Source organism: Flavobacterium ardleyense (genome assembly GCF_042686085.1).
Lineage (GTDB): Bacteria > Bacteroidota > Bacteroidia > Flavobacteriales > Flavobacteriaceae > Flavobacterium > Flavobacterium ardleyense.
Genome location: NZ_JBHUOL010000012.1, coordinates 625,882 through 647,959, shown reverse-complemented (window position 1 = coordinate 647,959; position 22,078 = coordinate 625,882). Strand labels below are relative to the sequence as shown.

Annotated in this window: 16 protein-coding genes; 10 read left to right on the top strand and 6 right to left on the bottom strand. The window is 33.3% G+C overall.

Annotation, left to right across the window (positions count from 1 at the left end; genetic code table 11):
- Positions 1–4 precede the first annotated feature (4 nt).
- From ACFSX9_RS08635 to ACFSX9_RS08625, 3 genes are all read right to left on the bottom strand, one after another.
- The gene (locus tag ACFSX9_RS08635) at positions 5–1,225 is read right to left on the bottom strand and encodes a TCR/Tet family MFS transporter (RefSeq protein WP_379806667.1); all 1,221 of its coding nucleotides are present in this window, start codon (positions 1,223–1,225) and stop codon (positions 5–7) included.
- 107 nt (positions 1,226–1,332) lie between these two features.
- Entirely contained in the window at positions 1,333–2,553 is a 1,221-nt protein-coding gene (gene odhB / locus ACFSX9_RS08630) for a 2-oxoglutarate dehydrogenase complex dihydrolipoyllysine-residue succinyltransferase (RefSeq protein WP_379806665.1), read from the bottom strand.
- A gap of 61 nt (positions 2,554–2,614) precedes the next feature.
- Positions 2,615–5,386: a 2-oxoglutarate dehydrogenase E1 component gene (locus tag ACFSX9_RS08625; protein ID WP_379806663.1), complete on the bottom strand. Its 2,772-nt coding sequence runs from the start codon at positions 5,384–5,386 to the stop codon at positions 2,615–2,617.
- 116 nt (positions 5,387–5,502) lie between these two features.
- On the opposite strand from ACFSX9_RS08625, the gene ACFSX9_RS08620 reads away from it, so the two are divergent.
- Together ACFSX9_RS08620 and ACFSX9_RS08615 are read left to right on the top strand one after the other, a co-directional pair.
- Complete coding sequence (locus tag ACFSX9_RS08620; protein ID WP_379806661.1) at positions 5,503–6,048, top strand: hypothetical protein; 546 nt, start codon at positions 5,503–5,505, stop codon at positions 6,046–6,048.
- Positions 6,049–6,058: 10 nt separating this feature from the next.
- Positions 6,059–6,418, top strand: a complete 360-nt coding sequence (locus ACFSX9_RS08615) for a hypothetical protein (protein ID WP_379806659.1) — start codon at positions 6,059–6,061, stop codon at positions 6,416–6,418.
- Here ACFSX9_RS08615 and ACFSX9_RS08610 read toward each other — a convergent pair.
- Both ACFSX9_RS08610 and ACFSX9_RS08605 read right to left on the bottom strand, forming a co-directional pair.
- Positions 6,415–6,768, bottom strand: a complete 354-nt coding sequence (locus tag ACFSX9_RS08610; protein ID WP_379806657.1) for a hypothetical protein — start codon at positions 6,766–6,768, stop codon at positions 6,415–6,417. The two genes, ACFSX9_RS08615 and ACFSX9_RS08610, sit on opposite strands and share 4 nt — an antisense overlap.
- A gap of 75 nt (positions 6,769–6,843) precedes the next feature.
- Complete coding sequence (locus ACFSX9_RS08605; protein ID WP_379806655.1) at positions 6,844–7,818, bottom strand: polyprenyl synthetase family protein; 975 nt, start codon at positions 7,816–7,818, stop codon at positions 6,844–6,846.
- Positions 7,819–7,959: 141 nt separating this feature from the next.
- Between ACFSX9_RS08605 and ACFSX9_RS08600 the strand changes: the two genes are divergently transcribed.
- The 8 genes from ACFSX9_RS08600 (at position 7,960) to ACFSX9_RS08565 (ending at position 20,884) form a co-directional block, all read left to right on the top strand.
- Positions 7,960–8,472, top strand: coding sequence for a YceI family protein (locus ACFSX9_RS08600; protein WP_379806653.1), 513 nt, complete (start codon positions 7,960–7,962; stop codon positions 8,470–8,472).
- A gap of 2 nt (positions 8,473–8,474) precedes the next feature.
- A complete protein-coding gene (locus tag ACFSX9_RS08595; protein WP_379806651.1) occupies positions 8,475–9,089 on the top strand; it encodes a TetR/AcrR family transcriptional regulator in 615 nt (204 codons plus the stop codon).
- On the top strand, positions 9,079–10,416 hold the full coding sequence (locus ACFSX9_RS08590) for a TolC family protein (protein ID WP_379806649.1): 1,338 nt from the start codon (positions 9,079–9,081) through the stop codon (positions 10,414–10,416). The genes ACFSX9_RS08595 and ACFSX9_RS08590 overlap by 11 nt, the downstream gene beginning before the upstream one ends.
- A 69-nt stretch (positions 10,417–10,485) precedes the next feature.
- Positions 10,486–11,553, top strand: a complete 1,068-nt coding sequence (locus tag ACFSX9_RS08585) for an efflux RND transporter periplasmic adaptor subunit (RefSeq protein ID WP_379806647.1) — start codon at positions 10,486–10,488, stop codon at positions 11,551–11,553.
- Positions 11,554–11,574: 21 nt separating this feature from the next.
- Positions 11,575–14,742 (top strand): efflux RND transporter permease subunit, encoded by a 3,168-nt coding sequence (locus ACFSX9_RS08580; protein ID WP_379806645.1) that lies wholly within the window; start codon positions 11,575–11,577, stop codon positions 14,740–14,742.
- Between the two features lie 126 nt (positions 14,743–14,868).
- Positions 14,869–16,215 carry a TolC family protein gene (locus tag ACFSX9_RS08575; protein ID WP_379806643.1) on the top strand — a complete coding sequence of 449 codons (1,347 nt, stop codon included), beginning with the start codon at positions 14,869–14,871 and terminating at the stop codon, positions 16,213–16,215.
- Positions 16,216–16,223: 8 nt separating this feature from the next.
- Positions 16,224–17,393, top strand: coding sequence for an efflux RND transporter periplasmic adaptor subunit (locus ACFSX9_RS08570; RefSeq protein ID WP_379806641.1), 1,170 nt, complete (start codon positions 16,224–16,226; stop codon positions 17,391–17,393).
- Positions 17,394–17,407: 14 nt separating this feature from the next.
- Positions 17,408–20,884, top strand: a complete 3,477-nt coding sequence (locus tag ACFSX9_RS08565) for an efflux RND transporter permease subunit (protein WP_379806639.1) — start codon at positions 17,408–17,410, stop codon at positions 20,882–20,884.
- 110 nt (positions 20,885–20,994) lie between these two features.
- On the opposite strand, the gene ACFSX9_RS08560 is transcribed toward ACFSX9_RS08565, so the two are convergent.
- The gene (locus ACFSX9_RS08560; protein WP_379806637.1) at positions 20,995–21,993 is read right to left on the bottom strand and encodes a TlpA family protein disulfide reductase; all 999 of its coding nucleotides are present in this window, start codon (positions 21,991–21,993) and stop codon (positions 20,995–20,997) included.
- Positions 21,994–22,078 lie beyond the last annotated feature (85 nt).

Sequence of the window (22,078 nt, the reverse complement as noted above, 5' to 3'; positions counted from 1 at the left end):
TTAATTATTTACGATGGTTTTTTCTTAAAGTTCGATAAGCCAAAACTGTGCTGACTAACATTAAAGTTCCACCTAAAACAAATGGAGCTCCTGGAAATTTAAAAGGAGCATCGTCATGCGTAAAAAAATAAAACACATAAGCCATCATTGGCGGACCAATAATTGCCGAAGCACTCATTAAACTTGCTAAAGTTCCTTGAATCTCTCCTTGTTCTGATGGTTTTACATTTTCTGAAACTACGGCTTGCAAGGCTGGACCCGCAATTCCTCCTAGACAATAGGGTATTAAAAACAGGAATATCATCCAACTTTCTGACGCGAAAGCAAATAAAAACATTCCCACCGTATAAAGTGAAAGTCCTACATAAATGCTTTTTATATTTCCGATTTTTGGATTAATCCATCGAATTAAAACACCCTGTACAAGACCAACTAATAATCCGATAATTCCCAATGAAATCCCTACCATTCTTTCATCCCAATTGAAACGATACATGGTATAAAAACTCCAGTTACTTTGCACGGCGTGAGAACCCACGTACAAAATAAAAATGGCAATAATTAGTCCGATTAAATTCGGATATTTTTTCAAATGCAGAAATGCTCCGATAGGATTTGCACGTTTCCATTCAAAATTTCTACGATTTTCTTTGTCTAACGATTCTGGTAAAATGAAATAACCATATAAGAAATTTAGCATGCATAAAACTGCTGCCGCATAAAATGGAACTCTTGATCCATATTGGCCTAATAAACCCCCAATTACAGGTCCAATAATAAATCCTAGTCCAAAAGCAGCGCCAATCAACCCAAAGTTCTTCGCTCTGTTTTCCGAAGTACTAATATCTGCAATATAAGCAGATGCTGTGGTGATACTCGCTCCAGTAATTCCGGCTAAGATTCTACCAATGAATAACCAAGTGATGGTAGGTGCAAAAGCTAATAACATATAATCTAATGAGAATACAAATAAAGAGACTAATAAAATAGGTCTTCGTCCAAATTTATCACTTAGATTCCCAACGATTGGTGCAAAAACAAATTGAGTAATCGCGTAAGAAAATGTCAACCAGCCACCATATTTCGCTGCTTCGCTAATATCGCTATGAATTAGTTCTTTGATTAAACTTGGGATCACCGGAATAATAATTCCCCATCCGATAATATCAATCAGCATTGTTATAAAGATGAAACCTACTGCTGCTTGTTTTTTAGATTTTTGCATAAAAAATTTTTGGGAACACAAAGAAACGAAAAATCCCAAACTCCATATTGGGATTTGGGATTTTTTTATTTAGATTCTGAAATAAATTCAGAATGACAATGCTGCTTTTATAATTCTAAAGCTTTCTTAGGATTGTTGTCTAATAAAAGTTCCATTGGATTTTCTAATGCTTCTTTCACAGCCACTAAGAAACCAACAGACTCACGACCGTCAATAATTCTGTGGTCATAGGATAAAGCCACATACATCATTGGGTGAATTTCAACTTTTCCATTTACTGCGATTGGACGCTCAATAATATTGTGCATTCCTAAAATCCCAGATTGAGGTGGATTAATAATTGGAGTAGATAACATAGATCCGAAAACACCACCATTTGTGATAGTAAAGGTTCCACCTGTCATATCATCAACCGTAATTTGACCATCACGAGCTCTAATTGCTAATCTTTTGATTTCTGCTTCAACACCTCTAAACGTTAAGTTTTCAGCATTACGAACAACAGGAACCATCAATCCTTTTGGTCCTGAAACCGCGATTGAAATGTCGGCAAAATCATAAGCTATTTTATAATCACCATCCATCATTGAATTTACATCTGGATATAATTGTAAAGCTCTTGTTACTGCTTTTGTAAAGAAAGACATATATCCTAAACCAACACCATTGTGTTTTGCTTTGAATTCGTCTTTGTATTGATTACGAATCATGTTGATTGGCGTCATATTAACTTCGTTAAAAGTTGTTAACATTGCCGTTTCGTTTTTAGCAGCCACTAAACGTTCAGCTACTTTTCTACGCAACATTGATAATTTTGTTCTTTCAGAACCACGACTTCCGCCTGTTGGCGTTCCCATTGAAGGAACTGCATTTACAGCGTCATCTTTAGTGATTCTTCCTGATTTTCCAGTTCCTACAATTTCTGAAGGCTGGATGTTTTTTTCGTCTAATATTTTTCTAGCTGCTGGAGAGGGCGCTTGCGAAGCATATGTTTTTTCTGCTACTGGAGCCGCTTTTGGAGCTTCTGCCTTTGGCGCTTCCGCCACTTTTGCTTCTTCTTTAGCAGGAGCTGTTCCACCTGCTGGTTTCGCTGCTGCTGTGTCGATTAAACAAACAACTGCACCAACTGCTACTGCATCACCTTCTTCTGCTTTTAATGTAATAATTCCGCTTGCTTCTGCGGGTAATTCTAATGTTGCTTTGTCAGAATCAACCTCAGCAATTGCTTGGTCTTTCTCTACATAATCACCATCTTTCACTAACCACGTAGCAATTTCTACTTCCTTAATTGATTCCCCTGGAGAAGGAACTTTCATTTCTAAAATCATATCTTTTTAGTTTAAAAAGTTTACCCTTAGACTAGCTTCGGGTAATGTTTGAGTTGTTGTTTTATTGAAATAATGTTCTATCAAAAACCATTGCTATTGCATTTTTCTGACGTTTTTTAGAACGTTCATAACTTCCTGCCGCTGGAGCACTATATGCTTTTGGCGAAGCTAAACGTAATTTTACTAAATCAAAATTCATTAACATATAGCTATAAGCTCCCATATTCTTAGGCTCTTCTTGTGCCCATACATAATCATCCACATTTGGATAATTTGCTATAATTTCTTTGATTTGATCTACTGCTAATGGGAACAATTGCTCTAAACGAACAACCGCAACGTCATTTCTTCCTAATACTTCTCTTTCAGCAATAATATCGAAATATACTTTTCCAGTACAGAACACCAATGATTTTATTGCTTTTTTATCAGCCATCTTCGGATCATCGATTACTTCTTGGAATTGTCCATTTGCTAAATCATCCATTGAAGATACAACATCTGGATGACGTAATAAACTTTTTGGAGAGAAAACTACTAATGGCTTACGGAACTCTGTTTTTAACTGTCTTCTCATTAAGTGGAAGAAGTTAGCTGGGGAAGTTACATCAGCGATATACATATTGTGTTTTGCACAACTTTGTAAATAACGCTCCATGCGACCTGATGAATGTTCTGCTCCTTGGTTTTCATAACCATGAGGCAATAACATTACCAATCCGTTTTGGTTGTTCCACTTGTCTTCGCCTGCAGAAATATATTGGTCGATCATAATCTGAGCACCGTTAGAGAAATCTCCAAACTGTGCTTCCCAAATTACCAAGGTTTTTGGCGATGCTAATGCATATCCATATTCAAAGCCTAAAACTCCATATTCTGAAAGGTGTGAATTATAAATATGGAAGTTTCCTTTTTTATTTTTTACATTATCTAAAAGAATTACTTCTTCTTCTGAATCCTCTACTTTAATCACAGCATGACGGTGAGAGAATGTTCCTCTTTCCACATCTTGTCCTGAAATACGCACGTCAAAACCTTCAGAAATTAATGAACCATAAGCTAATAATTCGCCCATTGCCCAGTCTAACTTATTGGTTTCAACCATATTTTTTCGATCACCAATTAACTTAGTGATTTTGCTAATGAATTTTTTATCAGCAGGTAGTTCTGTTATAGTTTTAGCTATTTCAGTCAGTTGATTGCTATCAAATGTAGTATCAAATTTTTGAAGCATTACATCGTCAGAAACTTTTTTGTAACCTTCCCATACATTTTGCATAAATGGAGAAATCAAAGTTAAGTCTTTCTTGCGAGAAGCTTCTAAGTTTTCGTCTAGCTTCGCTTTATAATCTTCTTCTAGTCCTTTTACATAATCAGCACCAATAACATTTTCTGCGATTAATTTCGCTGCATAAATATCTCTTGCGTTTTTATGTTTTGAAATCGCTTTGTAAAGAATTGGCTGTGTGAAACGAGGTTCGTCACCTTCGTTGTGTCCGTATTTTCTATATCCTAAAAGGTCAATAAATACATCACTGCCAAATTCCATACGATAATCTAAAGCAAATAACATTGCGTGCACCACAGCTTCTGCATCATCCGCATTAACGTGTAATACTGGCGACATTGTTACTTTTGCAATATCCGTACAATAAGTAGATGAACGAGCATCTAAATAATTTGTTGTAAATCCTACTTGGTTATTAATTACTAAGTGAATTGTTCCACCGGTTTTATAACCATCTAAGTTTGCCATTTGAATAATTTCATAAACAATACCTTGACCTGCAATTGCAGCATCACCATGAACGGCAATAGGTAATACTTTTGAAAAATCATCTGGATGATTTCTATCTTGTTTTGCTCTAGCAATTCCTTCAATAACGGCACCTACTGTTTCTAAGTGCGAAGGATTTGGTGCTAAATTTAAATTTATTTTTTTACCTGAAGAAGTTACTCTGTCTGATGTTAATCCTAAGTGATACTTAACGTCACCATCGAAATTAGCATCTTCATCATAGTCTTTTCCGTCGAATTCAGAGAAGATGTTTTGAGTGTTTTTACCAAAGATATTCGCTAAAACATTCAAACGACCTCTATGTGCCATTCCCATTATGAATTGCTCCACTCCTTTTTCTGCAGCAGCTTCTACTAATGCATCTAAAGCAGGAATTGCAGCCTCACATCCTTCTAATGAAAAACGCTTTTGACCAACATATTTGGTATGTAAGAAAGTTTCAAAAGAAACTGCTTCGTTTAATTTTTTAAGAATATTTTTCTTCTGATCTGAAGAAAAAGAAGGGTGATTATCGTTTATATATAATCTATTGTTAATCCATTCTTGCGCTTTTTCATCACGGATATAAGCAAATTCAACACCGATTGACTCGCAATAAACGCGGTCTAAATGCTTGATGATAGCTGCCAAAGTACTTGGTTGCATATTCACCATTTTTGCGGAATCAAAAACCGTATTTAAATCAGATTGTGATAATCCGAAGTTTTCCAAGGTTAAAGCTGGTCCGTGAACTCTTCGGTCTCTTACTGGATTTGTTTTGGTAAACAAATGTCCTCGAGTTCTATATCCTTCAATTAATTTAAGAACATTGAATTCTTTTTGCATTTTTTCAGAAACTTCAGCCGAATCACCAGAGGCAATATAAGCTACTTGTTGTCCTACTTCTTCAGAACCATAATTGGCTTGTCCGAAATCAAATCCTTGAAAAAAACTTCTCCAGCTTGGCTCTACGCTATCTGGGTTTTGAAGATATTGTTCATACAAATCTGCGAAAAATGCTGTATGTGCTGCGTTTAAAAAGGAAAACCTATCCATATTGTGTTGTTTGAAAGACCTTTTAATTAAAAATGTTACGCAAAAGTAAAACATTTTATGTCAATCTATCAATGATTTTCATACTTTTATAGTATTAATTTTTTTAAAATCGAATTATGAAAAAGAATTTCACAATTAATTTAACAGTTTTACTTACTATTGTGTTTTTATTTGGAATTAAATCTGAAATTTCTGCACAAGAAACTCCAGAAATCAGCACAAAAGGAGATTTTTGGAATCGTGTTCAGTTTGGTGGCGGACTAGGTTTAGGGCTGGGAAATAACTATACTGACATTATGGTAGCGCCATCAGCTATCTACAACTTTAATCCCTATATAGCAGCAGGTTTAGGCGCGCAGTACAACTACGTAAAACAAAAAGATTTCTACCAAGCTAATATGTATGGAGGAAGTTTAATAGCGTTATTTAACCCAATTCAAGAATTACAGCTTTCAACTGAATTAGAACAACTTAGAGTCAACCGAACTTTTAAAGACAATTTCGGAAGCGCTTCAGAGGATTTCTGGAACACTGCTTTATTTATAGGTGCTGGTTATCGCAATCAAAACGTTACGTTTGGTATTCGCTATAATGTTTTACATAAAGACAGTGACAACATTTACGGACAAGCTTTTATGCCTTTTGTACGCGTGTTTTTTTAAAGAATAAATTATGAGATCTATATTATACTTACTGTTTTTTGTTTGCACTTTTGGTTTTGCACAAAGTGACACACTTCATGCAAATTTAAAAAGCTATAAACTTAATGATCAAACGACTTTCAAGCCATTTATTTGGAAATCCTCATTTGCCAACAACAATTATAGCTTCAGTAGTTATAATTCAGCTACCCGGATTAACAGTAACTACACAAAAGTGGGTGATAATTATTTTTTAAGCAATACAAAAACGTTTTCGACAATTAATATAATGGATTTAAATCGAATTGATTCCTTCAATCCATATGGTTCCACTAATATTGGAGCAGCTCTAATTATGGGAACTCTAAATTTAATTTTACAGAAGAATTAATATTTGTTTCGGAACCAGACTTTCTGCCATTCGCGTTTTAGCACTAAAAAAGCGACTTGCTCAGCTAATTCCATCAAATCAGATCCGTCTAAGTTTTTTATTTCTGCTTCCGAAACATCGATAATGTAGAGTAAATTTAGATATTCAGTAAACTTATGTTGCAGGAGTTTGTAGATTTTATCTTTTACCAAATGCTGAAATTCGAATGGAAAAATATCCATTGGAGCGTCTAATGCTTCATTGGCCAAATTAAAATCTTTATTGGCTTGCTCAATCAGTTTGAAGTACAAATGCTCTTCTTCTGCCTGCGAAATCAAAGCATCAATAGTTACTGGTGGATTGTAATTCATAAATTGCAAAAGTTAAATTCCAAATTCCAAACATTTACTTTCCCATTGGAATTTGGGATTTAAATAATTGAAGTTTTATACGTTTCTTCCCATTAAATTCTCTCCAAAAGCTTTCAAAATTGCTTTCTTTTCGGCTTCAATATCCATTTTTTCTAACGTATCAAAAGCTTTAAAAGTAAATTTCTTAATTGCTCCTTTCGTCGCTTCACTCGCTCCCGAGCTATTAAAAACAGCTTTCACTGACTCAATTTTATCTGTACTATCGTTTGGTTGAATCGAAAACAAATGCACTAATTGTTGCTTATCTTCTGGCTTTGCAAATTCTATTGCTTTTAAATATAAATAGGTCTTCTTGTTTTCTATAATATCACCACCAACCTGTTTCCCGAAAGTTTCTGGATCACCAAAAGCATCTAAATAATCATCTTGCAACTGGAAGGCAATGCCTAAATTCAGTCCGAAATCATAAATTAAATTTGCGTTTTCTTCTGACGTTTTAGCTACAATTGCTCCCATTTTCATTGCCGCACCCACTAAAACTGCGGTTTTATATTCAATCATCTTCAAATATTCTGGAATCGTAACATCATCACGTATTTCAAAATCCACATCATATTGTTGTCCTTCGCAAACTTCTAAAGCAGTTTTACTAAACAATTTAGCTAATTTTTGAAATACACTTGGTTCATATTCCTCAAAATACTGGTAAGCTAAAATTAACATCGCATCTCCAGACAAAATCCCGGTATTTAAATCCCATTTTTCATGTACTGTTTGATGGCCTCTTCTCAAAGGCGCATCGTCCATAATATCATCGTGAATCAAAGAAAAATTATGAAAAACCTCAACTGCTGTCGCTGCCGGAATAGCTTGCTCGCAATCTGCATTAAAAACTTCTGTAGCCATCAATGTCAAAACCGGACGCATTCTTTTTCCGCCAAGCGATAAAATATATGAAATAGGCTCATATAAATTTTTAGGCTCTTTATTAGCTACAATTTGAGAAAAATGATTAGCCATTTTCTCTTGATAATAGGAGATCGAATGCATAGAATTTAATTTTTGGCTAAATTACTTCAAATAATGCGCACAACCAAGATTACACAAATGTTAAATTTATTAAAAAACATTGGAAACTATTTTGGTGTTTAAAGTTTCCTTCATACATTTGTACCGTTAAAATAAATCAAAATGCAAGCGCTAACTCTAAAACTAAACAAAGATCAATCCTACTTCTTAATCAAGATTAGAAAAAACATTGATTCCTATTTAAAAAATAAAATTGACAATTCATCTGGATTTGTAGTTGTAAAAGACAATACTGTATCAAGTGTTTCTTTACAATTTGACTTAATCTTAGAGGACGACAATAAAATTACACGATTAGATTCTCAAGGTTTGTCGAAGCGAAGAAAAGAAACATTCCTTCAATTCAAATCTCTTTCCTATGAAAGAATCAATGATGATCTTAGTTTTTTAAAAGTCTCTGTGACTTTAAACGATATCACAAAAATCGTGGAACTAGAAGCTTTTGTAAAAACTGAAATACATCAAACTGGACCATCCAAAGTTGTTTTTGAAATCGTAACAGAAATTGATAAAAAAGATTTCGGTTTAGGCGTTGACGAACAGATAAGTATCAACGGTTTAGCCTTTGGAAAAAATATAAATGCAACAGGAAACTTCGAATTTTTAAGCGATTAACTATGTGTGAAATAAAAAATAAAATTATAGCAAAATCAACCGAAATGTTTTTGAAACTTGGTTTTAAGAGCGTCACTATGGATGATATTGCAACGGAAATGAGTATGTCAAAAAAAACGATATACAAATATTTCAGCAATAAAGAAGTGTTAATTGAGGAAGGAACTCAAGTAGTAAAAAAGAAGATTCGCGACTTAATGAGCGCAGTCACGCAACAAAACTTCAATGCTATTGAAGAGAATTATGAAATGCGTAAAAAATTTAAAGAGATATTTCAAGCAGTTGACCATTCTCCAGCTTTCCAACTAAAAAAACATTATCCTGAAATTTATAAAAAAATGATGGACGATGAAATTAAAACCTACCGCACCGCTTTTTCACAAAACGTTCTAAAAGGAATAAAAGAAGGTTTTTACAGGACGAATATTGACATTGAAACCGTTGTAGAATTTTATTATGTAATTCTTTTTCACATCAATGAAAATACATTTTTAGAAAGAGAAGCAACCGTTTTAGAATTGAAGGCTTTAGAATATCATACTCGAGCTATTGCAACAGAAAAAGGCATACAAGAATTAGAAAAACAAATAAATAACAATATCAAAAATGAAAAATAGTTTTATAATCGCATTTATGCTATTTGCATTTGTTTTAAAAGCGCAAGATGTGAAAGAACTTACTTTAAAAGATGCTTTGCAATATGCCATTGAAAATAAATCCGATGCAAAAAAAGCGAAGTTAGAAGTAGAAAATAGCAAGTATAAAATTGCAGAAGTTAGAGCAATGGCTTTACCGCAAATAAATTTATCAGGAGGATTAACGTATAATCCAATTTTACAAGAAAGCGCGTTACCTGGAGAGTTTTTTGGACAACCTGGACAAGTAATTTTAGTGCCTTTTGGTCAGGAATGGAATAGTAATGCTGTAGCAAGCTTTTCTCAAAACTTATTTAATCAACAGGTATTTACAGGATTAAAAGCTGCTAAATCTACTCGTGAGTTTTATCAAATCAATCAATTATTAACAGAAGAACAATTGATTGAAAAAGTATCTTCAAGCTATTACCAAGTTTATGTGTACCAACAAAAGCTAAAAATTGCAGAAAGCAATTTAGAATCAACGAACAAAGTAAAAAATATTATTGACGGTCAATTCAAAAATGGTTTAGCTAGAAAAATCGATTTAGATCGAATTTCTGTAAAAGTCAGTAACCTTGAAGCAGCAAAACAACAATTGATAAATGCTGTTCAATTACAAGAAAATACGCTAAAGTTTTTTATAGGAATGGCAATTGAGCAAGCCATAAAATTACCAGAAAACACTATGGAAGTTACCGCTGTTGTTTTCGAAAAAAATACAGATGTTTCTAATCGTACAGAAATGGCTTTATTAAAAAAACAAGAAACCTTATTAAGTTACCAAAAAAAAGCGTTTCAGGCTGAATATTATCCAACGCTTTCTTTAAATGCTAATTATGGCTATCAAGGTTTAGGTAAAGAATTTCCTTGGTTAGCAAAACCTTCTGACGGCGTTTATTGGTCTGACTTCTCCTCTATTGGATTAAGCTTAAGAATTCCTCTTTTTAACGGTTTTTCTACTAGTTCAAAAGTGCATCAAGCTAACATTAGTTTAGAAAAAATTGCTGAAGATATTAATGATGCCAAATTAGCTTTAAACTATCAATTTGAAAATGCCAAAACGCAAATTAACAACAGTGTTATCAATTTAAGCACTCAGGAACAAAACATGAAATTGGCCAAAGAAGTTTTAGACAACACACAAAATAACTATGTCAACGGATTAGCTTCTTTAACGGAGTTGTTAGATGCTGAAAATGCTTTAACAGAATCTCAAAACAATTATACAGCAGCACAATTAGAATACAAATTAGCTGAAATTCAAATTATCAAATCTAAAGGAGAATTAAAAACCTTATTAAACTAACCTACTATTGAATTGTAGATTTCAACTATTGATACGCTACACTCTTTCAAACAAATAAAAAAAATACCAATGAAAAAAATAATTTATATCGGTTTAGCTGTATTATTAGTTGGAGCAGCTGTCTTTACGCTAATAAATAACAAAAAAGAAAATGCTGCTGCAACTGCAATTGTAGCGCAAGAAAATAGTACTGTGGCAGTTCGCGTAGCTTCTGTAGCTACAGGACCTATTGAAGATAACTTTATAGCAAATGGAAATTTTGCACCTGCACAAGAATTAAACTTTGCTGCGGAACGTTCTGGAAAAGTGGTTAGTATTTTAGTAAAAGAAGGTGATGCTGTGGCAAAAGGGCAGACTTTAGCAGTAATTAGAGGTGATGTTGTAAACGTTGAAGCTCAAACTGCAAATGCTAACTACCAAAACACATTAAATGACTACAATCGTTTTGAAAGTGCTTTTAGTACTGGTGGTGTAACAAAACAACAATTAGACCAAGCGAGAATTAATATGGTGAATGCAAAAGCTAGATTAACGCAGGCGAATATAAATGTGGGAGACACAAGAGTAAAAGCGCCATTTAGCGGCATCATCAATAAAAAATATATTGAAGTAGGAACAATGTTGTCAGCAATGCCTCCAACGCAAATGTTTGAGATCGTAAATTTAAGTTCATTAAAATTAAAAGTTGCGGTTAGTGAAAGCCAAATTGCACAATTAAAAGTAGGCTCATCAGTAAAAGTAAAAGCTAGTGTGTATCCTGATAAAGAATTCACAGGTAAAGTTACATTTATTGCTCCAAAAGCTGATGCTTCTTTGAATTTCCCTATTGAAGTTGCTATTACAAACAATCCTAATAATGATATTAAAGCAGGAATGTATGGTTCAGTTTTATTTGGCTCGAACAATGAAAAACAAGCAGAACTAATGACTATTCCAAGAAATGCATTTGTGGGAAGTGTGAGCAGTAATCAAGTATTTGTTGTTGAAAACGAAATTGCTATTTTGAAAAAAGTAACAGCAGGAAGAGTTTTTGGGGATAAAGTAGAAATATTAGGTGGCTTAAAAAATAACGATGTAGTAGTAACAAGTGGTCAAATTAACTTGAGTGATAACACTAAAGTTTCTATTGTAAAATAAGATCCTAATTAAAGTAGAACTATGAAAATTGTAGATATATCAATTAAAAGACCTTCAATAATCATTGTATTGTTCACAATATTATTGCTAGGTGGACTATTTAGTTACAATCAGTTGAGCTATGAATTGATTCCAAAGTTTGAAATCAATGTGGTTACTGTTTCCACTATTTATCCAGGAGCTTCGCCAAGTGAAGTTGAAAACACAGTAACTAAGAAGATTGAAGATGCCGTTTCCACGATGGAAAACATCAAGAAATTAGAGTCAAAATCATATGAAAGTATTTCGGTTGTAATGATTACATTAACTTCGGATGCTAATGCTGATAATGCTTTAAATGATGCACAACGTAAAATTAATGCCGTACTAAAAGATTTACCAGATGATGTAGATCCGCCGTCTTTGAGTAAATTCTCATTAAGTGATTTACCGATTATGACTATTGGTGCGACTGCAAAAATGGACGAAAGTACTTTTTATGATTTATTGGATAAAAAAATCCAACCTATTGTTTCTCGTGTTCCTGGTGTTGCGCAAGTAAATTTAATAGGTGGTCAAGAAAGAGAAATTAAAGTAAGCTTAGATGCTACAAAATTACAAGGTTTCGGCTTGTCTGTTCCGCAAATTCAACAAGCCGTTTTATCTTCAAATTTAGATTTTCCAACCGGAAATATTAAAACGAGAGAAAACAGCACAACAATTCGTTTGTCTGGAAAATATAAATCGATTGAAGAATTACGAAATTTAGTAATTGCTTCAAATAAAGGTGTTCAAATACGTTTAGGTGATGTAGCTGATGTGCAAGATGCGCAAAAAGATGTTTCTAAAATTTCAAGAATTAACCAAAAGAGTTCAATTTTACTGCAAGTTATTAAACAATCCGATGCGAATGCGGTTGCAGTAAGTGAAAAAGTTAATGAAGCAATTGCTAAAATTGAAAACGATTATAAAGCATCGGAATTAAAATTAAAAGTAGCAAATGATAGCAGTCAGTTTACTTTAACGGCTGCAAACTCTGTAATGCACGATTTATTCTTAGCTGTTATTTTAGTGGCGATTGTAATGTTGTTTTTCTTACACAGTTTCAGAAACGCTATTATTGTAATGGTCTGTATTCCTACTTCGTTAATTGCAACATTTATTGGAATTTACGTAATGGGCTATACTTTAAACTTAATGAGTTTATTGGGATTATCATTAGTAGTTGGTATTCTGGTCGATGATGCTATTGTTGTATTAGAAAACATTCACCGTCATATGGAAATGGGTAAAAACAAAGTGCGTGCAGCTTATGATGGTGCAGCAGAAATTGGATTTACTGTTACAGCTATTACTTTAGTAATTGTGGTGGTATTCTTACCTATTGCATTAAGTACTGGATTAGTTTCTAATATAATTACACAATTCTGTGTAACGGTAATTATTGCTACGTTGCTTTCTTTACTGACTTCTTTTACAATTGTGCCATGGTTATTCTCAAGATATGGAAAATTAGAAGCTTTGAATAACAAATCAATATTTGGTAAAGTTATTTTAGGTTTCGAAGCATATTTAGCACGTTTTACAGATACTGTAACGACTATTTTAAAATGGGCATTACACCACAAGAAAACGACTTTAGCATTGATTGCTCTTGTATTCTTTGGTTCGGTGTTTGGCTTATTAGGTGGCGGCTTTATTGGAGGTGAATTCTTCGCTAAAACCGATAAGGGTGAATTCTTAGTTCAAATTGAAATGCCAAAAGACGTTTCGGTTGAACAAACGAACTTTATGACTCAAAAAGCAGAAGAATACCTAAAGAAAGATAAAAATATTGTAGATATGATTACCACCGTGGGTCAAACCAGTGGTGGAATGGGAGCTTCACAATCAACAGCTTATAAATCTGAAATTTTAATTTCGTTAGTTGAAAAATCGAAACGTGATGACAACTCCTTTATATATGCTGCAAAAATCAAACGTCAATTAGAAAGCGTATTGGTTGGCGCAAAAGTAAAAACAGTTCCTATGGGTTTATTAGGAGCTGATAAAGCGCCGATTGCATTAACTGTTACAGGTCCAAATTTTGATGATGTAATGTTATTTGCTGAAAAAGCGGCAGCTGAATTGAAAAAGATCCCAGGTTCTTCGGAAGTGAAATTAACTTCAGAAGCTGGAAATCCAGAGATTAAAGTGGAAGTAAACCGCGATAAAATGGCGTCTTTAGGTTTAAACCTTCAAACTGTGGGAATGACAATGCAAACTGCTTTCAACGGAAATACCGATGGAAAATACAGAGCAGGTGAATATGAATATGACATCAACATTCGTTTTAATGAGTATGATCGTTCAAACATTGATAATGTAAATAATTTAATTTTCATCAACAATCAAGGACAACAAGTAAAGCTATCTCAATTTGCAGATATTATTGAAAGTTCCGGTCCAAGTATATTAGAGCGAAGAGATAAAAGTACAGCAATTACAATCGAAGCACAATCTGTAGGAAAACCTTCAGGAACAATTGCAACTGAATGGGAAGATGTATTCTCTAAAATGGAACGTCCTACAGGTGTAAACTACGTTTGGGGTGGCGACAAAGAAAACCAGTCGGAAGGATTTGGTACTTTAGGAATAGCTTTGTTAGCAGCAATTGTATTAGTATATTTAGTAATGGTTGCTTTGTATGATGATTTCGTTACACCTTTCGTAGTATTGTTTTCCATTCCGCTATCGTTTATTGGAGCTTTGCTTGCTTTAGCTTTAACTAACAACTCTTTAAACATTTTCACCATTTTAGGTATTATTATGTTGATTGGTCTCGTTACCAAGAATGCTATTTTACTAGTTGACTTTGCTAACCACAGAAAAGCGGAAGGTGAATCTACTTTCGATGCTTTAGTGCAAGCAAATCACGCACGTTTACGTCCTATTTTGATGACAACGATTGCGATGGTTATAGGAATGGTGCCAATTGCATTAGCTGATGGAGCAGCTGCCGAAATGAATAACGGATTAGCTTGGGTAATTATCGGAGGATTATTATCTTCATTGTTCTTAACCTTAATTATTGTGCCTGTTGTTTATGCAATTTTCGAAAGCATAAAACGCAAATTCGGGAAAGACGAAGTGGTAGATTACAAAAATCTAATGGTTGCAGATTATGAACATAAAGAAATTAGTGATGACGGCTTCACCCCGAAACATTAATTCATACTTTAAATATTAATTATTAATGGCCGCTTGTTGCGGCTATTAGTTTGAATAGTGGTCAAAATAATAAATTATTTGAAATTCAAATTTCGAATGTACCTTTGCAAAAATAGAAATACAGCTATGAAAGAAAAACTGATAGTAACTTTATTGTTGCTTTCTTTTTTAGGAAATGCCCAAGAAAAGAAAACAACTTATAGTTTTACATTGCAACAAGCGATTGAACACGCTGTTGAAAATAATTATGCAGCCATCAATGCGAATCGTGATATAGAAATTGCCAAGCAAAAAAAATGGGAAACAACCGCTTCTGGTCTTCCCCAAATCACGAGTAACTTACAATACCTAAACAACTTAGATTTTCAAGTTCAGGGTGTTTCAGGAAATGCGTTTGATCCTAATGGTGATCCAAATGCGATTTCAACAATTGCTTTTGGAACAAAACACAATATGAATGCTTCAGCAACTTTGAATCAGTTGATTTTTGATGGTTCCTATATTGTAGCGTTACAATCCGCTAAAGTATATCTACAAGTTTCTCAAAACGCTAAAGAAAAAACAGCTTTTGAAATTAAAGAGATGGTAACAAATGCTTACGGAAACGTTTTGTTAGCGAAAGAAAGTATTTTAATTTTAGATAAAAACAAGACTACTTTAGATAAAACATTGTTTGAAACTACAGAAACTTTTAAAAATGGTTTAGTTGAAGAAGAAAATGTAGAGCAACTACAAATCACGTTGACACAATTAAATAGTTCACTTTCTAATGCAACTAAAAGAGCTGAAATCGCACTTAATCTTTTAAAAATAGCCATGGGAATTGACATCGAATCAGAAGTAATTCTTACAGAAAAACTAGATGATTTGGCTATGCAAAATGTAGATTTAACAGTGCTTTCTGAAACATTTGATTCAGAAAATTCAATTGATTTTAGAATTCAAAAAAATGAACAAGAAGTAAAACGTTTGATGTTGAAATTAGAACGTTTTAGAGCTTTACCAACAATTGGTGCACAATTAAATTATGGTGCAAATACATTCGCAAATAAATTTGATTTCTTAACAACAGATCAAAAATGGTATAACTATTCAAACTTTGGCGTAAATATCAGTTTACCAATATTCAGTAGTTTTAGAGACCGAGCAAGAACGCAACAAGCTAAAATTGCTTACGACCAATCTAAAACGCAACTTACCGAAACCGAACAACGTTTAAAATTGCAATATCAGCAAGCTAAAACAGATTACGAATACAGCATTGAAGAATATAGCGCTTCAAAAAGTAATTTAAAATTAGCCGAACGTATAGAAGGGAAACAACAAATTAAATTTAAAGAAGGGATTTCGAGCAGTTTTGAATTTACCGAAGCCCAACGCCAATTATACACTGCACAACAGAATTACTTGCAAGCAATGATTGACGTAATGAACAAAAAAGCAACCTTAGACAAATTAACGAACAAAAAATAAAACTACAAATGAAAAAAATAGTATACATCAGTTTATTAGGCTTATTGATTACAGCTTGTAGTGGAGATGCAAAAACAGCTTCTGTAGACAAAGCGATTGCCTCGAAAAACATTACCAAAATAAAAGATACAAGAGCACAAATTCAAAAGCAATACGATGCGGTTGGAGCTGAATTAGCAAAATTAGATTTGGCACTAACCGAATTAGATACATTAAAGAAAACATCAATCGTTACTACATCAATTGTTAAAGATAATGTCTTCTCACATTATATTGAGATTCAAGGAAGTATTGACACCAAACAAAACTTGATTATTTATCCTGAGTTTTCAGGAGTTTTATCACAGGTTTTTGTAAAATCAGGTCAGAATGTTACTAAAGGTCAAACTTTAGCACGTATTGATGATGGTGGTTTAGGAAATCAATTGGCACAAATAGAAACTCAAGCGGCGTTAGCTAAAACTACGTTTGAACGTCAAAGAAACCTTTGGGATCAAAAAATTGGTTCAGAAATTCAATATTTACAAGCCAAAACAAATTATGAAGCTCAATTGAAATCTGTTGCACAAATGAAAGCGCAAGTTTCAAAAACAGTTGTAAAAGCACCATTTACTGGAGTTATTGATGAGGTTATTATTGAAAGAGGTCAGGTTGTAGGTCCGGGTCAACCGTTAATGCGTATTGTGAATTTATCTGATATGTATGTTACGGCGAATGTTCCTGAGAGTTTCATCGGAAAGATTACAAACGGTGCTGTTGTAGATGTTTTAATTAAATCTATCGGAAAAACATACCAAGGAAAAGTGAGACAGATTGGGAATTATATCAATCCAAACAACAGAAACTTTAGTATTGAAATTGCAGTGCCAAATACGGATAAATTATTACGTCCAAATCAAGTTGCTGTTCTTAAGATCGAAGATTATAGAAAGCCAAATGCTATTTTGGTTCCTGAAAGTATCGTTACTGAAAATGCAACTGGCGAAAAAATCATATTTGTTGTTAATACAGAAGGAAAAGAACCAAAAGCAGTTAGAAAAATAATTGAAGTTGGTTTAACTTCAGGATCAAATATTGAAGTAAAATCGGGCTTAAAAAAGGGAGAAGTTGTCATTATTGATGGAGCAAGAAGCGTTCAAGACGGCGATCTTGTAGAAATTCTTAAAAATAAGCAGTAGCAAAATAGATTATTATGAGCAATAAAATAACTAAGAGTTTCGGGATTTCCACTTGGGCTATTAATAATAAAATGACCGTATATGTTATCACGGCTATTATTTTATTAGGTGGATTACTTTCGTATTATTCGATGCCTCGTGAGGATTTTCCTGAAATTATAGAAACTAAAATATATGTTAGTTCTATTAATCCTGGAAACGCCGCCGAAGATGTTGAGAAATTAATCACTAAAAAACTTGAAGAAGAATTCAACAACATCTCAGGTGTAACGAAAATTACTTCAAATACACTACAAGATTACTCAATGATTTTGGTGGAATTTGACGAAGATATTACAGTAGAAGCAGCCAAACAAAAAGTAAAAGATAAAGTTGATTTAGCGAAATCAGAAACTGACTGGCCAACAATGCCAGGTGGTGACAAAGTAGAGCCAAATGTTTTCGACCTAAATATTGCAGAAGAACAACCAATTTTAAATATTAATTTATCAGGAGATATTCCTTTACAAAAATTAAAAGATTACGCTGAATATTTAGAAGATAAAATCGAAAGATTACCACAAATTAAAGAAGCTGCCATTCGTGGTGCTCAAGATAAAGAAGTGGAAATTGCCGTTGATATTTATAAAATGACGGCTGCTCAAGTAAGTTTTGATGACATTGTTGGAGCAGTTTCAAGAGAAAACACGACGATTTCAGGTGGAAGTGTCGTAAACAACGGAATTAAGAAAAATATTCGTGTTGTTGGAGAAATCAGCAATCCATCAGAATTAGAAGATATCGTTGTTAAAAAACAAGATGGTGTAGTCTATTTAAAAGACATCGCAACCATAAGATTTCAACCTAAAGAAGCTACAACTTACGCAAGAGAATATAGCAATCCGGTAGTGATGCTAGATATCAAAAAGCGTAGTGGTAGTAATATGATTGAAGCTACTGAGAGCATTAAAGAAATTGTAAAAGAAGCACAAGACAATTATTTTCCAAAGAATTTAAAAATTTCAATGGCAAATGATCAATCTACAAGAACCATTAATCAAGTTGATGATTTAGTTAATAATATCATTTTTGGAGTACTTTTAGTAATCGGAGTTTTGATGTTTTTCTTAGGTTTTAGAAGTGCATTGTTCGTAGGTTTTGCTATTCCACTTTCTATGTTTATGTCGTATATTATTTTGGCTTCTTTTGGAGTTACATTAAATACGATGGTACTTTTCGCCTTAGTAATGGGGCTAGGAATGCTCGTAGATAATGGAATTGTTGTAGTAGAAAACGTGCATTCTTTAATGAGTCAAGGGTTAACCCGAAAACAAGCTGCTATTGAAGGAGTTGGTGAAATTGCTTGGCCTATTATCGCTTCAACAGCAACTACTTTAGCCGCGTTTTTTCCATTGGGATTGTGGCCAGGAACTACCGGTAAATTTATGATTTACTTCCCCATGACACTTTCTGTGGTATTATTCTCCTCTTTATTCGTAGCATTAATTATCAATGCCATGATTACGGCTGAATTTATGAAATTGGAAGAAGAAGAAATGTCGCAAAAAACATTAATTCGTTATAGTGGAATTCTTGGAGGTTTAGGAATTGTTTTAGTGATTTTAGGTTTTGTAGCTAATATTGATGGTTTTAAAGGAATCGGAAATTTAATGGTGTTTTTCGCTATTATGCTTTGGGTTTATAAATATTACTTGTCGCGAGCACAAATTTATTTTATGGATGTTTTCTTGGTTAAACTAGAAAATAAATATAAATCTATTTTGAGTTATGTCCTTTCAGGAAAGAAACCTTATGTATTCTTATTTGGAACAGTTGGACTTTTAGTTTTCTCAGTTGTATTAGTAGGACTTGTTCAACCAAAAGTCTTGTTTTTTCCAGAAAATCAGCCAAACCAAATTATAACTTACATCGAATTTCCGGAAGGAACTGATATTGCTAAAACCAATGCTTTCACTAAAGAAGTAGAGAAAAAAGTATATGCTGTTGCCAATAAATATACCGATGAAGAGAATTTCAACTTTATGGTAGAATCAGGCGTAACGCAAGTGGGTGAAGGTGCAGGAAATCCTCAAACGGATGGTGGTGCTCAAAACGAGATGCCACACAGAGGAAAAGTAACACTTTCAATGCGAGAATACAAATATAGAAAAGGTGTAAATAGTAGTGATTTGATGAATGAAATTCGTGGTGTTGTAAAAGGATATCCAGGCGTTTCTATTATTGTTGAAAAAGATCAAAACGGTCCACCTTCAGGTTACCCAATAAATATTGAAATTACCGGTGAGAATTATAATGATATGTTAGTCGAAGCTGAAAAAGTAAAAGACTTCATTAACTCTAAAAATATTGCTGGAATTGAGGAATTAAAGTTAGATGTAAATAAATCTAAACCTGGAGTAGAAGTTATCGTTGACCGAAAAGTTGCGGGGCAACTTGGTGTTACAACCGCTCAAGTAGGACAAACATTGCGTCGTTCGGTTTATGGTGAAAAGATTTCTACTTTTAAAGAAGACAAAGACGATTTCGAAATCAATGTACGTTTTAACCAGGAATTGAAAAATGACAACAATGCAATTTTCAACCAGCCGGTAACTTTTAGAGATCAAGCCACAGGGAAATTACAACAAGTTCCCATTTCAACCTTAATCGAAAAAACAAATACATCATCTTTTAATACCATCAAACGTAAGAACTTAAAAAGAGTAATTACCGTTTATTCAAATGTTTTAGAAGGTTCAAACGGAAACGAAATTGTTACTACTTTGAAAAAAGAAATGGCATCGTACAAAATGCCAAAAGATACTACCTTCAAATTTACTGGAGAACAGGAAGAGCAAGCAAAAAACTCTTCGTTCTTATTAAAAGCGTTGTTAATTGCAATGGGGGGAATTATTTTAGTGATGGTTGCTCAGTTTAATTCTATTTCGAAACCTATCATTATTATGTTTACGGTAGTATTGAGTTTCATTGGAGTGTTCCTTGGATTGGTAATTTTCCAAAATGACTTCGTAATTATTATGACGATGATGGGAATTATTTCCTTAGCGGGAATTGTAGTAAACAACGGAATTGTATTGATTGATTATACCCAGTTGTTGTTAGATCGAAGAATTAACGAATTGGGATTAGAAGAAGGTTCAATTTTAAGCAAACAAGATTATTTTGATGCTATTATTGAAGGAGGTCGTTCAAGATTACGTCCGGTCCTATTAACAGCAATTACGACTGTTTTAGGATTAATTCCTTTAGCAATTGGACTAAACATAGACTTCTTTGGCTTGTTCATCAATTACAATCCAAATATTTATATGGGTGGAGATAACGTTGTATTCTGGGGTCCATTAGCAAAAACAGTTATTTACGGATTAATATTTGCAACATTCTTAACCTTGATTATTGTTCCTGTGATGTTCTACTTACTAAACAGAATGAAAATCAGAATCAAGAACAGAGGAAATAAAGAAATAAAATTGCTAGAAGAGAAATTCTAAAAATAGTATAAAACCAAAAAAGTCCCAATGAAATTTCATCGGGACTTTTTTTTTACCTAACAGGTTTTCAAAATCTTTTAGGACTCCGTTTTATAGAAACGAAAATTATATTATTTCAACAATTGATCTAACAATTCAACCAATTGTGGCGAAGAAGGTCTTGGAGCATCCGCTTTAACTACTTTTCCGTCTGGACCAATTAGTAAAAATCTTGGAATAGCATTGATTCCAAAAGCTTTAATAAAATCTGAATTCCAGTTTTTATCAGCAAACAATTGAACTCCAGCTAATTCTTTCGCTTTCACAAATTTTTGCCATTTCTCATGGTCTTTATCTACGTCGACAGAAATACCTACAAATACGATGTTTTTACCGTGGTACTTCTCTTCTACTTTTTTCAAACTTGGAATCTCAGCGATACAAGGACCACACCAAGTTGCCCAAACATCAATATAAACATATTTGCCTCTTAAATCTTCTAACTTCGTTTTACCACCATTGAAATTTTCATAATCAAAACTTGGAGAAAGTGTTCCTTCTACTTTTTTGGCTGCTACTTTTTGATTGTAATACTGCGTTAACATCATTCCTTCTTGAACAATTGATGGTTTTATATAACCTGCTAATTTTTCATCAATCCCTGATTTTTCTAAAACAGCTAAATCTCTTGATTTTTTATCTTCTAAAGCCGCTTTGAATGTAGCCTCATCTGCATCTAAAAGTGATTCCAATTTCATTTCAAAATTTTCATCTGCCAACGCTTTTTGTGCTAAAAAATTATTTTCTTTAGAACCTGTACCAGTGTAAACGATAGATTCATCAAATTCTTTTGCATTCATCTTCAAGTTCAAATCATACCCGTTTTTCAAAAACAAAGTAGAACTTTCCATCCCATCAAAAAACTGATACATTCCTTCCGTTACTTCAAAGGAATCTTTAAATTCTCCTTTTTTGTTAATTTTGATCGTCTTACTAAAGACTCTTGAACGAATAACTATCGAATCTGAATTTCTATTTTCGATTTTTGCCGTGAAACTAAGCTTTTCACCAGCTTTTTGACCATACGTTGAAACTACTGTTAGTAATAACAATGTGATTAATTTTTTCATATTTTACCTTTTTATATTTTTTGTAGTATCAAATCTACTAAAATTAGACCTATAAAATTGATATTTGTTACTACATTTGCATAAA

What these genes read in the sequence shown, in the direction of transcription:
- ACFSX9_RS08635 (WP_379806667.1), bottom strand. Translation starts at nt 1,225, where the DNA reads ATGCAAAAATCTAAAAAACAAGCAGCAGTAGGTTTCATCTTTATAACA.
- odhB (WP_379806665.1), bottom strand. Translation starts at nt 2,553, where the DNA reads ATGATTTTAGAAATGAAAGTTCCTTCTCCAGGGGAATCAATTAAGGAA.
- ACFSX9_RS08625 (WP_379806663.1), bottom strand. Translation starts at nt 5,386, where the DNA reads ATGGATAGGTTTTCCTTTTTAAACGCAGCACATACAGCATTTTTCGCA.
- ACFSX9_RS08620 (WP_379806661.1), top strand. Translation starts at nt 5,503, where the DNA reads ATGAAAAAGAATTTCACAATTAATTTAACAGTTTTACTTACTATTGTG.
- ACFSX9_RS08615 (WP_379806659.1), top strand. Translation starts at nt 6,059, where the DNA reads ATGAGATCTATATTATACTTACTGTTTTTTGTTTGCACTTTTGGTTTT.
- ACFSX9_RS08610 (WP_379806657.1), bottom strand. Translation starts at nt 6,768, where the DNA reads ATGAATTACAATCCACCAGTAACTATTGATGCTTTGATTTCGCAGGCA.
- ACFSX9_RS08605 (WP_379806655.1), bottom strand. Translation starts at nt 7,818, where the DNA reads ATGCATTCGATCTCCTATTATCAAGAGAAAATGGCTAATCATTTTTCT.
- ACFSX9_RS08600 (WP_379806653.1), top strand. Translation starts at nt 7,960, where the DNA reads ATGCAAGCGCTAACTCTAAAACTAAACAAAGATCAATCCTACTTCTTA.
- ACFSX9_RS08595 (WP_379806651.1), top strand. Translation starts at nt 8,475, where the DNA reads ATGTGTGAAATAAAAAATAAAATTATAGCAAAATCAACCGAAATGTTT.
- ACFSX9_RS08590 (WP_379806649.1), top strand. Translation starts at nt 9,079, where the DNA reads ATGAAAAATAGTTTTATAATCGCATTTATGCTATTTGCATTTGTTTTA.
- ACFSX9_RS08585 (WP_379806647.1), top strand. Translation starts at nt 10,486, where the DNA reads ATGAAAAAAATAATTTATATCGGTTTAGCTGTATTATTAGTTGGAGCA.
- ACFSX9_RS08580 (WP_379806645.1), top strand. Translation starts at nt 11,575, where the DNA reads ATGAAAATTGTAGATATATCAATTAAAAGACCTTCAATAATCATTGTA.
- ACFSX9_RS08575 (WP_379806643.1), top strand. Translation starts at nt 14,869, where the DNA reads ATGAAAGAAAAACTGATAGTAACTTTATTGTTGCTTTCTTTTTTAGGA.
- ACFSX9_RS08570 (WP_379806641.1), top strand. Translation starts at nt 16,224, where the DNA reads ATGAAAAAAATAGTATACATCAGTTTATTAGGCTTATTGATTACAGCT.
- ACFSX9_RS08565 (WP_379806639.1), top strand. Translation starts at nt 17,408, where the DNA reads ATGAGCAATAAAATAACTAAGAGTTTCGGGATTTCCACTTGGGCTATT.
- ACFSX9_RS08560 (WP_379806637.1), bottom strand. Translation starts at nt 21,993, where the DNA reads ATGAAAAAATTAATCACATTGTTATTACTAACAGTAGTTTCAACGTAT.